This is a genomic window from Hydrophilobacter chitinilyticus (assembly GCF_049860745.1).
Taxonomy (GTDB): Bacteria; Pseudomonadota; Gammaproteobacteria; order Burkholderiales; family Burkholderiaceae_C; genus Rhodoferax_B.
Map to the genome: position 1 here is coordinate 4227365 of NZ_CP187561.1, position 14940 is coordinate 4242304.

Genomic DNA, 14940 nt, shown 5'->3' on the forward strand with positions numbered 1-14940 from the left:
CCGCCCATGACCACCAATGCCACCGCCTCCATTGCTGCGCCCGCCCCCAGCGCAACAACCCCCGCCAAAGCCTCGCCCAAGGCACTGACCGGCCTGCTGCCGTTTCTGCGTCCCTACCGTTGGCGCATCGTGCTGGCGGGGGTGTTGCTGGTGCTGGCGGCGGCCGCCACGCTGGTGTTTCCGCTGGCGTTACGCGCATTGATCGACAACGGCTTTGTGGCCGCCAAGGGAGGCCAGGTGGACCCGGGCGCGCAATTGCTGGCCCTGCGCGAACACTTCTTCGGGCTGTTTGCCGTGGCCGCCGCGCTGGGGCTGTTTTCGGCCGGGCGCTTCTACATGGTGAGTTGGCTGGGCGAACGCGTGACCACCGATTTGCGCAACGCCGTTTACGCCCACGTGGTACAGCAGAGCCCCGAGTTTTTTGAGACCACGCAAACCGGCGAGGTGTTGTCGCGCCTGACCGGCGACACCACCCTGGTGCAAACCGTGGTGGGCTCATCGCTGAGCATGGGCCTGCGCAACGCGGTGATGGGCATTGGCGCCCTGGGCATGCTGGTGTGGAGCAACCCGTATGTGATGACGCAGGTGATGGGCATCTTGGTTTTGGTGGTGCTGCCCAGCGTGTGGTTTGGCCGGCGTGTGCGCAAGCTGTCGCGCGCCAGCCAGGATCGCGTGGCCGATGCCAGCGCGATTGCAGCCGAGGTGCTGAACGCCATTCCGGTGGTGCAGAGCTACACGGCCGAGGGCCGCGAGGCGGCGCGCTTCGACCAATCCACCGCCAACGCGTTCGACACCTCGGTGCGCCGCAGCAAGGCGCGCTCGGTGCTGGTGGCGTTCATCATCATCGCCACCTCTGCAGCCTTGCTGTGGGGCCTGTACCAAGGCACACAAGCCGTGCTGCGCGGCGACATCAGCGCCGGGCACCTGGGCCAAACCGTGGTGTACGTGATCATTCTGGCCAGCTCGACAGCTGTGCTGGGCGAGGTCTATGGCGACCTGCTGCGCGCAGCGGGTGCGAGCGAGCGGCTGATGGAATTGCTGAACACCGAGTCGCCCATCACATCACCAACCAATCCGGCCATAGCGCCCACCCCGGTTGCGGGGAGCGCTATTGTTTTCGACAAGGTGACGTTCCACTACCCTTCGCGCCCCGCCACCGCTGCGCTCAGCGACTTCAGCCTGGATGTGAAGCCTGGCGAAACCGTGGCGTTGGTGGGCGCCAGCGGCGCGGGCAAGAGCACGGTGTTCCAGTTGCTGCTGCGTTTTTACGACCCTGAGTCTGGCCGCATCGCGCTCGACGGCGTGGCCACCAACACGCTGGCCCTGAGCGCCCTGCGCCAGCGCGTGGGCATCGTGCCGCAAGACGCGGTGATCTTCTCGACCAGCGCACTGGAAAACATCCGCTACGGCCGCCCCGAGGCCACCGACGCCGAAGTGATGGCCGCCGCTCAAGCCGCGTTTGCCGACGCCTTCATCCGCGCCCTGCCCGAGGGCTACAACACCTTCCTGGGCGAACGTGGTGTGCGCCTGTCTGGCGGCCAGCGCCAGCGTATCGCCATCGCCCGCGCCATGCTGAAAAACGCGCCGCTGCTGCTGCTCGATGAAGCCACCAGCGCGCTCGACGCCGAGAGCGAACGCATGGTGCAAGCCGCGCTGGAGTCGGCCATGCTGGGCCGCACCACGCTTGTCATCGCGCACCGCTTGGCCACCGTCCAAAAGGCCGACCGCATTGTGGTGCTGGAGCAAGGCCGCATCGTCGAAGTTGGCACACACAACGCCTTGGTGGCCGCAGGCGGCGTGTACGCGCGGCTGGCGGCGCTGCAGTTCACGAGCTGACCCGGGGCGCGTTGGAGAACGCAGCCACATGAGAACAATTCTCGTTGGTTGCGTATACTGCCGCCGTCCCCGTCGCCTTCCACGCTAGAGCCCAGCCGCCGCCACGTCTCAACGCACTCTGACGGGCCCCTCCTTTTGGATGAGTGGTTGTGGCTGCGCCTTATTACGCCGAACTGGTTCGTTTCTTCTCGCGTTCGCTCAACGACCGCGAAGCTGCTGCTGACGTGGTGCAAGAGAGTTATGCGCGCGTGCTGGCCATGCGCACGAATGGCGCCAATGCTAGCACCATCCAGAACCTGCGTGCCCTGTTGTTCCATACCGGCAAAAACATTGTGGTGGACGGCGCACGCCGCCGCGAGGCTGAAGCACGCATGCTGGAAACTTTGGCGTTGGTGTGCGCCGACGAGGCGCCCTCCACCGAGCGCATGGTGCACGCACGCCAGCAACTGGAACGCCTGGCCGCGCGATTGACCGCCATGCCGCGCCTGCGCCGCGAAGCTTTTGTGTTGGTGCGGATTTACGGCTTCAGCCATGCCGAAGCGGCGGCGCACCAGCAAAGCACCGTGGCCGCGATCGAGAAACACATCGTGCGCGCCGTGTTCGACTGCATGACCCTGGCGGGCGGAAAAACGCTATGAATACAGCCAATTTCTCGGCTAGAGCCTCGCGCAAACTCTTGGACTACGCCCTGCTGCTGGTTGCGCGCCAACACGGCGGCGACGCTGCCACCGCAGCATTCGCACGAGACGAATTCGCACGCTGGCGCAGCACTGCACCAGCCCACGAGATGGCCGCTCAGGCCGCACTGCGCGGCTGGGCCGCCACCGACGCACGGGCACTGCAAGACAGTGTTCCCATGCCCGCACGCGCCCGTGCGGAGCCAACGCGCCGCCGCGTCGTGGCCACCCTCGGCGTTACGGGATTGCTGGCCGCGCTTGGCGGCACCGGCCGCTGGTTATGGCAGCAGCCGCTGCAGCAACTGGCCTTGAAAACCGGGCGCGGCCAACTGCTGAGCCGCCCCTTGCAAGACGGCAGCCAGCTCGACCTGGCGCCACTCACCGCGGCCCGAGCCACGCTGTACCGCGATCGCCGCGAGGTCACCCTGGCCGAAGGTGAAATTCGCTTCAACGTGGCCCACGATGCGGACAAACCTTTCGTGGTGCAAACCGCGTGGGGCCATGTGCGGGTGCTGGGCACGGTGTTCAGCGTGGACGTACGCCAGCACTACATGGACGTGGCCGTGGCGGAGGGGCGGGTTGCCGTGTGGGCCACGCGCCAAAGGGTTAGCGACGCCCCGCCAGACGAACACCTCAGCGCCGGCCAAAGCCTACGCGTCTATGCCGATGGCCGCTTGGCGCGACGCGAGGTCAAACCCGAAGACGTGGCCGCCTGGCGCCAGGGTTGGCTGGTGTTCGACCAGACGCCGCTGCCCGAAGCGGTGGCGCGCTGGAACGACTACCTGGCGCAGCCCATCGTGCTGGCCGACGATGCCGCGCTGGAGGCGCTGCGCATCACCGGCAGCTTCCGGGTGCGCGAACCCGAGTCTTTTGTCGCCAGCTTGCCCAAGGTGTTACCGGTAGGGGTGGAGCGGGTGGCCGGTGGCACGGTGCGTGTGCAGAAGCGATGAAGCGCCTTCGTGGCCGCGTCTGAAAATAATTGTCCGGTGTTTGGCGTGTCGTGCGTCTTCCAGGTGAGAACACTCCCAAGGACAACCAACATGCGCCGACACCACCAGCCCGAAAACCACCGCTTGAACCTGATTTTCTTTGCCTGCGCCCTCGCAATGGCAGGCATCACCGCGAGCAACCCAGCACGAGCCCAAAACTCTGCAGCCACCACCCTTACGGTGCAGCGCACCGTGGCCTTACCGGCGCAGCCTTTGGGTCAAGCCATCAACGCCCTGGCCCGCGAATGGGGCGTGGCGATTTCGGTCGATGCGTCTCTGGCCGCTGGCCACGCGGCACCGGCCGTGCAAGGCGGTTTGACGCTGGCGCAGGCGCTGCAACGTGTGCTGGGCGATACCGGGCTGGTGGCAGCCCCCAGCGGCTCGGCCATCGTGATCCAGCGGCGCAACGAGGCTACCTCGGCCCTGGCCCCCGTTACCGTCACGGCCAATGCCGAGCCCGAGACGGCCACCAGCCCGGTGTGGGGCTACGCCGCCAAGCGCAGCGCCACTGGCACCAAGACCGACACACCTCTTCTGGAAGTTCCGCAGTCGATCTCTGTCATTGGCCGCGAGGAAATGGAAGCGCGCGGCGCACTGGATGTGATGGACGCCATCCGCTACGCGCCGGGCGTGACCACCAGCACCTACGGGCCCGACAACCGGGGCTGGGAAGACGTGTTGCTGCGCGGCTTCAACGCCTACACCTGCACCTACCGCGACGGCCTGGCGCAAACGCCTTTCGGCACCGACTACTACATGACCGAACCCTATGGACTGGAACGTGTGGAGGTGCTGCGCGGGCCGTCGTCCATGGTGTTTGGCCAGGGCGATGCGGGCGGCATCATCAACCGCGTGAGCAAGCAGCCCAACGGCGCGCGCATCCGCGAAGTGGAACTGCAGTACGGCAGCTTTCAACGCCAACAGCTGGCGTTCGACTTGGGCGACCAGTTAGGTGATGCATCGACCAACTCCGACCTCAGCTACCGGCTGGTGGGGGTGCTACTCGACAGCAACGACCAAGACCAATACAGCGACGGCCACAAGCTCAACCGCACGCGCACCTACCTCGCACCCTCGCTGCGCTGGCAGCCCAACGCCGGCACCTCGTTCACCTTGCTGGGTGAATACCTCAAGAACAAATCATCCGAAGACCCCTACTACTTCAACGCCAACGGCCAGTACCTGCCCATCAAGATGGGCGACTGGAGTTTCAGCGGCATCCAGCAAGAGCAGGCATCTCTGGGCTACAGATTCGAGACGCGATTGAATGAGGATTGGACGCTGCGCCAGAACCTGCGCCACACGCAAATCTCAATGGACCGGCGCGCCGTGTGGTTCGACTCTTTGGACGACGACGGCCACACCGTCAACCGCGTGGCGCGCACCTGGAACGAGCCGCTGCACCAGACCGCACTCGACACCAACGTACAAGGCAAACTGCGCACCGCCAACACCGAGCACACGCTGCTGATCGGGGTGGACTGGAACAGGCTCAAAGGCAAAAGCCAGCGTGCCATTGGCGACGCCCCCACGCTCGATCTGAACCAACCGGTGTACGGCCAGACAGTTGCCACGCCCACCCGCGCCATGCGCGACTACCAGCAAACCACCGAGCAATTGGGCGTCTACGTGCAAGACCAGATCAAGTGGGCCGACCGCTGGGTGCTGACCCTGGGCGGACGGCAAGACCGCGTGAATGCCACCACCGACGACCACCTCAACAGCGAACGTAGCGAGCAGCACGACAACGCGTTCAGCGGCCGCGCCGGTGTGACCTACCTCGCAGGCCAAGGCGTCGCGCCCTACCTGAGCTACACCGAATCCTTCTTGCCCAACAGCGGCGTGGACGCACAAAACCAGCCCTTCAAACCCAGCCGTGGCAAACAGGTGGAAGCCGGCGTGAAGTTCCAACCCGAGGGCTCGCGCACGCTGTACACCGCCGCCGTATTCGACCTGCGCAAAACCAATGTGGTGACCTACGACCCCATGACCTTCGAGGGCCGGCAAGTGGGCCGCCAACGTTCACGCGGCTTGGAGCTGGAAGCCAAAGGCGAAGTGCTGCCCGGCCTGAACGCCACCGCGTCTTACACCCGCACCGCCACCCGCGTGCTGCAAAGCGCCGACCCCGATGAAATGGGCAAAGACCTGCCCCTGGTGCCCGACCAAAGCGCTGCCGTGTGGCTGGACTACGTGTGGGGCAACGGCCTGGGCTTTGGGGCGGGCGCACGTTATGTGGGCCGCCGCGCCAACGACGAATACAACACCACCTTCCAGGGCGGCGCCACGGTGTTTGATGCGGCCGTGCATTTCGAAAGCGGCCGTTGGCGGCTGGCGTTGAACGTCAGCAATCTGTTGAACAAAGAGTACTTCTCGATCTGCTACCACGGCGAGTGCTACCGGGCGGCGGAACGCGCGGCCACCTTGTCGGCGAAGTACCGGTTCTAAAGATCTGTGAGAGATGCTGGGCCTGCGGCTAGGGCGCCAGCATCACAACGCGGCCAGTGAGGTCAATTCGCATCGCTCGCAGATGAGAATTCCTCTTATCTAAAATCAATGCAAGCCATGACGCACCAGCCGTTTCTCCCGGTCACTTCCTGTTAACTGACCGCGCGCCTCCGTCACCAGCCGCACCACCCGCTCTGACGAAAGGCACTCTCCCATGACCACGGCACCACACACCGCTCTCTCCACACCACAAAGCGCCCTCAAGCTGCTGATGTCCCGGCAATCACGCTGGCCGCTCACAGAGCCGGCACCATCCGAAGCCGAACTCGACCAAGTACTTGACCTAGCGCTGCGCGCCCCCGACCACGGCCAACTGCAGCCCTGGCGTTTTGTGCTGGTGCGCGGCGAGGCACGCCAGGCGCTGGGCGAAGTTTTTGTGCAGGCGGCCAAGGCACGCGACCCGCAGGGCGACGCCGAACGCTTTCGCCACAAAGCCATGGCCGCACCGCTGCTGATCGCCATGGGCGCACACCTGCGGCCCGGCCACAAAGTGCCGCAAAGCGAGCAACTCCTGGCCGTGGGCGCGGCCGCCATGAACCTGCTCAATGGCCTGCACCTGCTGGGTTACGGTGGCTTTTGGGCCACAGGCCTGAACAGCCACGACGACAGCGTGAAAAAGGCGTTGGGCTTTGCCGCCACCGACGAGTTGATTGGCTTCCTCTACATCGGCACCCCCAAAGAAGCCGCGCAGCATGTGGAGCGGCCAGCACGGCACCGCTTCGTGCGGGAATGGGCGCCCGGCGGCGCGCTGCAAACCACCGAGCCCGCCGCGACGACTTGAGGGCAACCCCAGAGAGCCTGCGTTGGGCGGCGTTGCAATTTAGGACATAAATTGGCCGTCAGCGCAGATAGCATATGCGTGACAAGCTCCCAAACCCATAGCAAACGGCTCTCTCCATGCACACCACTTTCAAGCTCACGCATCTTGCAGCGCTGGCCTGCCTTTTCAGCACCGCCGCATCGCAAGCGCAACCCAGCCCTACCTCTGGCTCGGCAACCGATTCACGCATCACCCAGGTCACGCTCTACCCCGGCAGCGCCACGGTAGAGCGTGTGGCCCGCGTGGCGGCTGGCGCCAAGAAGCTGGCATTTGCGTGTTTGCCAGCGAGTGTGGATGTGCAGAGCCTGGCCGTGGTGGCCGATGCCTCGGTGCGCGTGGGCGAGCTGTCGGTGCTGACTGAAGCGCGTGACGCTGTGCCGGCCTGCGCGACATCGCCGCTGGATGCCCGCATCCGCGAGCTTGAAGACAAAAAAGCCACCCTTGCCAACGAGAACAACGCGCTGGTGTTGGTCAACAGCTACCTCAAGGGCGTGGCCGCGCCCACCGGTACTGCGACAGCCAACGCGCCAAGCAATCCCAGCAGCATTGGCGCTACGGTAGAGGCGCTGCGCCGTAACAGCCAAGAGGCCGGCACGAGGCAACACCAGATTGCCCGCCAGCAAGAAGAACTCGACCGCGCCTTGAAGCCCTTGTTGGCCGAGCGTAGCCGCAGCCAGGCCGGCCGCGCGCGCGTGGTCACCGTGGGCGTGACGCTCGACGCCCCACGCGACGCCGAGGTGCGCCTGAGCTACCAGGTCAGAGGCCCAGGCTGGACGCCCACCTACCGCGCCCTGCTGAACACACGCACCAACACTTTGCGGCTGGAACGCCAAGCCTTGGTGGCGCAAAGCTCGGGCGAAGACTGGTCGGGCGTGCGCATGAAGTTGTCGACCGGGCAGCCGCGCCAAGGGACGACTGGCCCAACGCCACGCCCTTGGAACATTGGCATAGCGCCCCCGCCACCGCCACAACAGGCGCTGAGCGAGCGTGGCGACATGATGCGCGCGATGGCCGCCCCGGCCCCGGCGATGGTGGCCATGCGCGAACCCGCCGACGTGGCGACCCCCTCGTTCGACGTGAGCGTGTTCGACAACAGCTTCGCCACCGAATTCAACGTACCGCAAAACATCGACCTGCCCTCCAACGGCCAGCGCGTCACCCTTGCGCTGGGCAGCATCGACACCACGCCGCAACTGTTCACCCGCACGACGCCCTTGGCCGACGCCAGCGCCTGGCTGGTGGCCGAACTGCCGCAACCCGCAGGCGTGTGGCCCACCGGGCCGCTGCAGTTGTACCGCGACGGCGCCTTTGTCGGCACCGACAGCCTGCGCACTGGCGACGCCCGGCCATGGAGCCTGTCGTTCGGCCGCGACGAGTTGGTGCTGGTGCAGGTCGAGCCGCAAAAAGACATGCAGGCCACCGCCGGCTTTGTGGGCACGCAAGCCCTGCGCTCCACCACCCGCGCCTACCGCGTGGAAAACCGGCACACCACGCCGGTAGCCTTGCAAGTGCTGGAAGCCTCGCCCGTGGCCGTGGACGCGAAGGTCAGCGTGAAGGCCAAGTTCAGCCCGCTGCCCAGCACCCAAAGTTGGAATGAGCAGTCTGGCGTGGTGTTGTGGAGCAGCACACTCGACGCGGGTAAAACCGCGCGCTTCACCGCCGAGTACGAGGTGGCCTATCCCAAAGATGCCCAACTGGAAGAGTCGCGGTAAATTTAAAGAAAATTAGGCGCTGAGGCAGTACCAACGCGCGCAAACAGCTTCTGAATCGATAGCATTGCGCCATGAACTTCGCCTTGCCTTCGTCACTGCGCCAAACCACACGTCAACTCTGGGCGATCGACTCGTTTCCCTACAGCCTGCGCATCCTGATCGCCCTGAGCGTCACCATGGTGTTTGGCTGGCACACCGACCAGATGGCGCTGGTGATGCCGGTGTACTTGGGCACCATCGCCTGCGCGCTGGCCGAGACCGATGACAACTGGCGCGGCCGTCTGCGCGCATTGCTCGTCACGCTGCTGTGTTTTGCGCTCACGGCGTTTGCCGTGCAGGCGATGTTCGACCGGCCCTGGCTGTTTGTCTGCGGCCTGCTGGTCGCCACGTTTTGCCTGACCATGCTGGGCGCCATCAGCCCGCGCTACAAGGCGATTGCGTACGGCTCGTTGATCTTGTCGCTGTACACCATGATTGGCATGGACCACCAGCGCACGTCGGGCGCCCCACACGTGTTTTGGTTGGAGCCGGTGTTGCTGTTGTCGGGCGCAGCTTGGTATGGCTTGTTATCGGTGTTGTGGTGTGCGCTGTTTCCGCACCAGCCGGTGCAGCAACACCTGGCCAGTCTCTACCAAACCCTGGGCCAGTATTTGCGCCTGAAGGCGTCGCTGTTTGAACCCGTGCGCGGCATCGACCAAGAGGTCAAACGCCTCGGGTTGGCGCAGCGCAACGGCGAAGTGGTGGGCGCACTCAACACCGCCAAAGAAACCATTCTGAGCCGCCTGGGCACCGCGCCCAGCCAGCGCATGCAGCACTATCTGCGGCTGTATTTCATTGCGCAGGACGTGCACGAGCGCGCCAGCTCTTCGCACTCGCCGTACAGCGAACTCACCGAGGCTTTTTTCCACAGCGACGTGTTGTTTCGCTGCCAGCGGCTGCTATCCCTGCAAGGCTCGGCCTGTGCCCGCATAGGGCAAGACATCCTGCTGAACCGCCCCATCGACAAGGGTCCGGCCAGCGCCCAAGCGCTGCGCGACTTGCAAGACGCGCTGGCGCATTTGGAGGACACCGTCACCCAACCATCACAGCGCTGGTTATCGCTGCTGGGTTCGTTGACCGCCTTGGCTAAAAACCTCGGCAAGCTCGAAGCCCGCCTGGCCCGTGCCAGCTCGAACGAACAAGAAGCCGGTGCCGATGACGAAAGCCTGCTCGACCGCTCGCCACAATCGCTGCGCGACGCCTGGGACCGTGTGCGCCTGCAGCTCACGCCCAACACCCCGCTGTTTCGCCACGCTGTGCGCCTGAGCCTGGCGCTGGCGGCGGGTTATGGCCTGCTGCATTGGATCCACGCCAGCCAGGGCTACTGGATCATGCTGACCACGTTGTTCGTCTGCCAACAAACCTACGGCGCCACACGCAAGCGCATGGTGCAACGCATCATCGGCACACTGCTGGGTTTGGTGGCGGGTTGGGCGCTGTTCACCCTGTTCCCCAGCTTGCTGGTGCAGTCCATCTTTGCGGTGGTGGCGGGCGTGGTGTTCTTTGCCAGCCGCACGCGCCGCTACACCCTGGGCACGGCGGCCATCACGTTGTTGGTGCTGCTGTGTTTCAACCAGATTGGCGACGGTCACGTGCTCATCGTGCCGCGCCTGGTCGACACCGTGCTCGGCAGTTTGATCGCCGGTGTGGCCATGTTCCTGGTGCTGCCCGATTGGCAAGGCCGGCGCATGCACGAAGTGGGCGCGCGCGCCATGGCCTGCTGTGCCATCTACCTGCGCGCCATCATGGCGCAGTACCACAGCGGCAAGCGCGACGACTTGGCCTATCGCCTGGCGCGGCGCAATGCGCACAACGCCGATGCGGCGTTCTCTACCGCGCTGTTCAACCTTTACCAAGAGCCTGGCTTTGTGCAAGGCAGCGGCGATGGAGCACTACGTTTTCTGCTGCTGTCGCACACGCTGTTGAACTACCTTTCCGCACTCGGCGCGCACCGCGAACAGATGCAGGAAGCGGCGGGGCCAGCCGCGCTGCAGCAGGCCACTACCCACATCAGCGCGGTGCTGGTGCAACTCAGCGAAAGCTTAGCCAAACGTCAGCCCGTGCCACCGGCCAGCGCCGAAGAAGCGACATTGCTCGCACAGCTGCAAGCGTTGCCGCAAGGCATGGCAGGCGCGGAACCGGTGCACCAGGTGGTGCAAACGCAGTTGCTGCACATCGGCCAACTGCTGGCACCGCTGCGTTTGCAGGCTGCGCGGCTGCTGCAAATGCAAGCGCCTGAGGGCGTACCCGAGGTCGTTGTTTCGCCACCGCAACCAACTTAGCCTAAGGCGATTTCCAGCCGCGCAGCCCCTAGCATTTAATCCATGTGAAACCGCGCCCGGTTGTTATGCAACTTGCGCATACATCCGTGACAAGCTGGCGTTAGACATCGTGCAAACAGCGGCATAAGCTTGCGGCTTCTCGTCATCCCACAAGGATTTGTATGTCAAGCAAGCCATCCAACCCAGCACATTTGCCTGCGCCTACCGCGCATCCGCTGCCCTCTTACCTCAACGCCGATCACATCGGCCCCTGGGGTATTTTTCTGCAGCAGGTCGATCGCGTGGAGCCCTACCTGGGCAACCTCGCGCGCTGGGTTGAAACGCTCAAACGCCCCAAGCGCATCTTGGTTGTCGATGTGCCGATCCACCTCGACGACGGCACCGTGGCCCACTTCGAAGGCTACCGCGTACAGCACAACACCTCGCGCGGCCCAGGCAAGGGCGGTGTGCGTTTTCACCAGGACGTCACGCTGTCAGAAGTGATGGCGCTGTCGGCCTGGATGTCGATCAAGAACGCCGCGGTGAACGTGCCTTACGGCGGCGCGAAGGGCGGTATTCGCGTCGATCCGAAGACGCTGTCGCGCGGCGAGTTGGAGCGCATGACACGCCGCTACACCAGCGAGATCGGCATCATCATTGGGCCGAACAAGGACATTCCCGCACCCGACGTCAACACCAACGACCAGATCATGGCGTGGATGATGGACACCTATTCGATGAACCAAGGCTCCACCGCTACTGGTGTGGTCACCGGCAAGCCAGTGGACTTGGGTGGCTCGCTGGGCCGCCGTGAAGCCACCGGCCGTGGCGTGTTCACCGTGGGCGTGGAAGCCGCCAAACACATCGGCATGGACGTGTCGACAGCACGCGTGGCCGTGCAAGGTTTCGGTAACGTGGGTGGTGTGGCCGGCAAGCTGTTTGCCGAAGCCGGCGCCCGCGTGGTAGCCGTGCAAGACCATGGCGGCACCATCTACCGCGAAGCCGGTTTGGACGTGCCGGCCCTGCTGCGCCACGTGGCCGAACACGGCAGCGTGGGTGGCTTCAAAGACGCAGAAGTGCTGGCCGATGACAAGTTCTGGGAAGTGCCTTGCGACATCCTGATCCCGGCAGCTCTTGAGCAGCAAATCACCAAAGCCAACGCCGGCCGCATCCAGGCCAAGATGATCATCGAAGGCGCCAACGGCCCGACGACGCCCGAGGCCGACGACATCTTGCACGAACGCAACATCCTGGTGCTGCCCGACGTGATCGCCAACGCCGGTGGCGTGACGGTGAGCTACTTCGAGTGGGTGCAAGACTTCTCGAGCTTCTTCTGGGACGAAGACGAGATCAACGCGCGCCTGGTCAAGGTGATGCGCGACGCGTTCACGGCGGTATGGCAAGTGTCGAATGAAAACAAGGTGAGCTTGCGTACTGCAACGTTTATCGTGGCTTGCAAACGCATTCTGCACACCCGCGAACTGCGCGGTCTGTATCCTTGATCTCACGTTCCGCCCGAGCGCGCTTTGTCGATTTCGATTTAAGCGACTGCTGAACCCGTTGCGGTTCGTGCCTCGGCGCAACGACACCGGCACAATGCTGAGGTGGTTGCGCCCATTCCAAACACCGCGAACCCGCTGTGTCTGTCAGCACTGTGCAATTGAATTGATCCCCTCGGCACGACAACGCCCCTTCGGTTTCCAGGAACACGCTTGCTCAATATTTCGCGCCTCAGTCCAGCCCAACTTCTCGGCCGAACCTACACCCGCATCGTTTTTGCAGGCGGAGGCAATCGATGCTGGTGGCAAGGGGGAATGGCCGAGGCGCTGAGTGGGCATGCCTGCTGGGCTCCTGAGCGCTTCATTGGAACCAGTGCTGGTGCGAGCATAGCGACAGCAATCGCAACAGGAAACCTGCAAGCGTCGCTTCGTCAAGGCGTGGGGTACTTCAACAGCATCCCGCGAAACGTGGAGTGGAGTGCACTGCTACGTGGGCGCAGACCCTTCATCTTGCCGAGAGTGTTTCGCACCTGGGTGGAAAGTTTCCTGGATGAACATGACTTGGGGCAGTTGGGTGTATCAGCACTGAAGATCGACGTCGTCGTCACCCGCCTCATGCCACGTGTACCTCCACTGCTATCTGCAGCCCTAGCACTAGGACTCTATGCCACCGAAAAGCTCTGGCTGAAGGGCGTTCATGGCCGACTCCCATATCGTATGGGCTTTCGCGCAGAACACCACGAACTCAATGCATGCACCAGCCTAAAAGAAGCGCACAACCTATTACTGTCGGCGGGTTCAGCCGTGCCCTTGACCCCGCTGCATCGCGTAAAAGGAAGCCCGGCCTTGGATGGCGGTTTTCACGACAACATTCCCCTGCCTATTTCGCGGGAACACGACGCGCAGACACTGATTTTGCTCACCCGCCATCGGCCCGCTTGGCCGCAGATATTTGAACACGGACGAAGGGTTTACCTTCAACCGACAAGAGCAGTTCCCGCTGGGACTCTCGACTTCACCAACGGAACAGACATCCAGCTCACCTACAATCAAGGCTGGCATGAGGGGCGAAAGCTGCTGACGTCAAACTAACCTTCGCACAGCTCCGTAGAGGCACTTCGCCGAACCAGCAAGGACTACTGCAGCGGCTCTTTCAGCGCATCTGGAATCGGCAGTGGCATCACCGCAATGCCCTCCTCCAGCAAGGCCTCGGTTTCCTTTGGGCTGGCTTTGCCACGGATGTTGCGGTCTTCGACTTCGCCGTAGTGGATGCGCCGAGCCTCTTCGGCAAAACGGGTGCCCACGTCTTCGGTGTTGGCCATCACGTGGCGCACGGCCTGCATCCAGGCTTGTTGCAAAGCGGCCGGGGCGGGGTTGGCCGGTACGACCGCTTGGGATGCCGATGGAGGTGCATCTGTCTCCGCTCGGGCTTCACGTGACTCAATACGCGACTCAGACAAACCACGCGACTCGCGCGAAGCACTCAGATTCAAACGCGGCGCGCTCAAGCGCTTGACGATGCTGCTGTCGCCACACATCGGGCACTCGATCAAGCCGCGCGCGAGCTGGCTCTGGAACTCGTCATCCGAGCCAAACCAACCTTCGAACACGTGGCTGTGCGCACACTGTAAATCAAGCACTTTCATGCCTGAATTATCCTGCAGCGGTCTTTGGCTAGGCCGGCTGCCACTGTAAAGCCCGTGCGCCGAGGCTGTAATTCTGTAGCCACAGCATGCCCGCCAGGGTTTTGCTGTCGGTCACCTTGCCGGTCAGGCACCATTCCAGCAGCTCGGCTTGGGTGGCGGTGAACACGTCGAGGAACTCCCCTTCGTCGAGTTTGCGTTGGCCGAGCGTCAAGCCGCGCGCGAAATAGACCTGGATCGCCTCGGTGGAGTAAGAAACCACGGGGTGCAGTTCACCCGCGTAGGCCCACTCTTTGGCGGTGTAGCCGGTTTCTTCAAGCAGCTCGCGTTGGCCGCAACGCAACGGATCTTCACCCGCGTCGATTTTGCCGGCCGGAAACTCGATCAGCACTTTGCCAATGGGGTAGCGAAACTGGCGCTCCAGCACCACACTGCCATCGTCCAGCAGCGGAACCACCATCACGGCACCCGAGTGCTGGATGTATTCGCGCGTGGCACTGCGCTGGTTGGGCAGGCGAACGGTGTCGCGGCGTACACGCAAGAAATTGCCGGTCAGTAGCTCTTCGCGTGAGGTGAGGTGTTCGGTGAGGTGTTGGTCTGCGGTGGTCATGTGTTTTAACTTTACGTCGAAAAGACCACCGCCCACTGCGCAACGTCAGCGCGCGTGTTTCAGCAGGTAGCGGTACACAAAGCTGGGGAAGGCCAGCGTCAAGAAAAGCGTGCCGGTGACGGCATAGAACTCCCAGCCTTGGGGCGCTATTTGCCCCAGGTGTTGTTCAAGGGTCAAGCCGATCAGGCCCACTGCCAGGTAATACACCAGCAGCTCCACCAAGCGCAAGCCCAGCGATTTGGGCTTTTGCAGGCGGATGAAAAGAAACAGGCGCTGGCTGAAACATGGCAGGTTGGCCGCCACCATCGCCAGAACGACGATGAGCCAAACCGAGGCGGACTGGTTCATG

12 protein-coding genes are annotated in these 14940 nt (G+C 63.6%); 9 read left to right on the forward strand and 3 right to left on the reverse strand.

Annotated features, from left to right (window positions below):
• The first annotated feature begins 6 nt into the window (after positions 1-6).
• The 9 genes from ACPWMG_RS18770 (at position 7) to ACPWMG_RS18810 (ending at position 13430) form a co-directional block, all read left to right on the forward strand.
• Positions 7-1836, forward strand: coding sequence for an ABC transporter transmembrane domain-containing protein (locus tag ACPWMG_RS18770; protein ID WP_483301005.1), 1830 nt, complete (start codon positions 7-9; stop codon positions 1834-1836).
• Positions 1837-1985: 149 nt separating this feature from the next.
• Positions 1986-2474, forward strand: coding sequence for a sigma factor-like helix-turn-helix DNA-binding protein (locus ACPWMG_RS18775; RefSeq protein WP_483301006.1), 489 nt, complete (start codon positions 1986-1988; stop codon positions 2472-2474).
• Positions 2471-3463 (forward strand): FecR family protein, encoded by a 993-nt coding sequence (locus ACPWMG_RS18780; protein ID WP_483301007.1) that lies wholly within the window; start codon positions 2471-2473, stop codon positions 3461-3463. The genes ACPWMG_RS18775 and ACPWMG_RS18780 overlap by 4 nt, the downstream gene beginning before the upstream one ends.
• A gap of 90 nt (positions 3464-3553) precedes the next feature.
• Complete coding sequence (locus tag ACPWMG_RS18785; protein WP_483301008.1) at positions 3554-5947, forward strand: TonB-dependent siderophore receptor; 2394 nt, start codon at positions 3554-3556, stop codon at positions 5945-5947.
• 214 nt (positions 5948-6161) lie between these two features.
• Positions 6162-6788 (forward strand): nitroreductase family protein, encoded by a 627-nt coding sequence (locus tag ACPWMG_RS18790; RefSeq protein ID WP_483301009.1) that lies wholly within the window; start codon positions 6162-6164, stop codon positions 6786-6788.
• A gap of 116 nt (positions 6789-6904) precedes the next feature.
• Entirely contained in the window at positions 6905-8539 is a 1635-nt protein-coding gene (locus tag ACPWMG_RS18795) for a DUF4139 domain-containing protein (RefSeq protein ID WP_483301010.1), read from the forward strand.
• A gap of 71 nt (positions 8540-8610) precedes the next feature.
• Positions 8611-10860, forward strand: coding sequence for a YccS family putative transporter (gene yccS / locus ACPWMG_RS18800; RefSeq protein ID WP_483301011.1), 2250 nt, complete (start codon positions 8611-8613; stop codon positions 10858-10860).
• Positions 10861-11021: 161 nt separating this feature from the next.
• Positions 11022-12341, forward strand: a complete 1320-nt coding sequence (locus ACPWMG_RS18805) for a Glu/Leu/Phe/Val family dehydrogenase (RefSeq protein ID WP_483301012.1) — start codon at positions 11022-11024, stop codon at positions 12339-12341.
• Positions 12342-12551: 210 nt separating this feature from the next.
• The gene (locus ACPWMG_RS18810; protein WP_483301013.1) at positions 12552-13430 is read left to right on the forward strand and encodes a patatin-like phospholipase family protein; all 879 of its coding nucleotides are present in this window, start codon (positions 12552-12554) and stop codon (positions 13428-13430) included.
• A gap of 44 nt (positions 13431-13474) precedes the next feature.
• Here the strand turns inward: ACPWMG_RS18810 and ACPWMG_RS18815 are convergent, their stop codons facing one another.
• The 3 genes from ACPWMG_RS18815 to ACPWMG_RS18825 are packed head-to-tail and all read right to left on the reverse strand — an operon-like array spanning position 13475 to position 14939.
• Complete coding sequence (locus ACPWMG_RS18815; protein WP_483301014.1) at positions 13475-13984, reverse strand: DUF1178 family protein; 510 nt, start codon at positions 13982-13984, stop codon at positions 13475-13477.
• A 28-nt stretch (positions 13985-14012) separates the two neighbouring features.
• Positions 14013-14591, reverse strand: coding sequence for an NUDIX domain-containing protein (locus tag ACPWMG_RS18820; RefSeq protein ID WP_483301015.1), 579 nt, complete (start codon positions 14589-14591; stop codon positions 14013-14015).
• Between the two features lie 45 nt (positions 14592-14636).
• The gene (locus tag ACPWMG_RS18825; protein WP_483301016.1) at positions 14637-14939 is read right to left on the reverse strand and encodes a DUF2818 family protein; all 303 of its coding nucleotides are present in this window, start codon (positions 14937-14939) and stop codon (positions 14637-14639) included.
• Position 14940 lies beyond the last annotated feature (1 nt).

Bases quoted from the DNA above. Each gene is read 5' to 3' on its own strand.
- ACPWMG_RS18785 (WP_483301008.1), top strand. From the start codon at position 3,554: ATGCGCCGACACCACCAGCCCGAAAACCACCGCTTGAACCTGATTTTC.
- ACPWMG_RS18825 (WP_483301016.1), bottom strand. From the start codon at position 14,939: ATGAACCAGTCCGCCTCGGTTTGGCTCATCGTCGTTCTGGCGATGGTG.
- ACPWMG_RS18790 (WP_483301009.1), top strand. From the start codon at position 6,162: ATGACCACGGCACCACACACCGCTCTCTCCACACCACAAAGCGCCCTC.
- ACPWMG_RS18780 (WP_483301007.1), top strand. From the start codon at position 2,471: ATGAATACAGCCAATTTCTCGGCTAGAGCCTCGCGCAAACTCTTGGAC.
- ACPWMG_RS18770 (WP_483301005.1), top strand. From the start codon at position 7: ATGACCACCAATGCCACCGCCTCCATTGCTGCGCCCGCCCCCAGCGCA.
- ACPWMG_RS18805 (WP_483301012.1), top strand. From the start codon at position 11,022: ATGTCAAGCAAGCCATCCAACCCAGCACATTTGCCTGCGCCTACCGCG.
- yccS (WP_483301011.1), top strand. From the start codon at position 8,611: ATGAACTTCGCCTTGCCTTCGTCACTGCGCCAAACCACACGTCAACTC.
- ACPWMG_RS18815 (WP_483301014.1), bottom strand. From the start codon at position 13,984: ATGAAAGTGCTTGATTTACAGTGTGCGCACAGCCACGTGTTCGAAGGT.
- ACPWMG_RS18795 (WP_483301010.1), top strand. From the start codon at position 6,905: ATGCACACCACTTTCAAGCTCACGCATCTTGCAGCGCTGGCCTGCCTT.
- ACPWMG_RS18820 (WP_483301015.1), bottom strand. From the start codon at position 14,591: ATGACCACCGCAGACCAACACCTCACCGAACACCTCACCTCACGCGAA.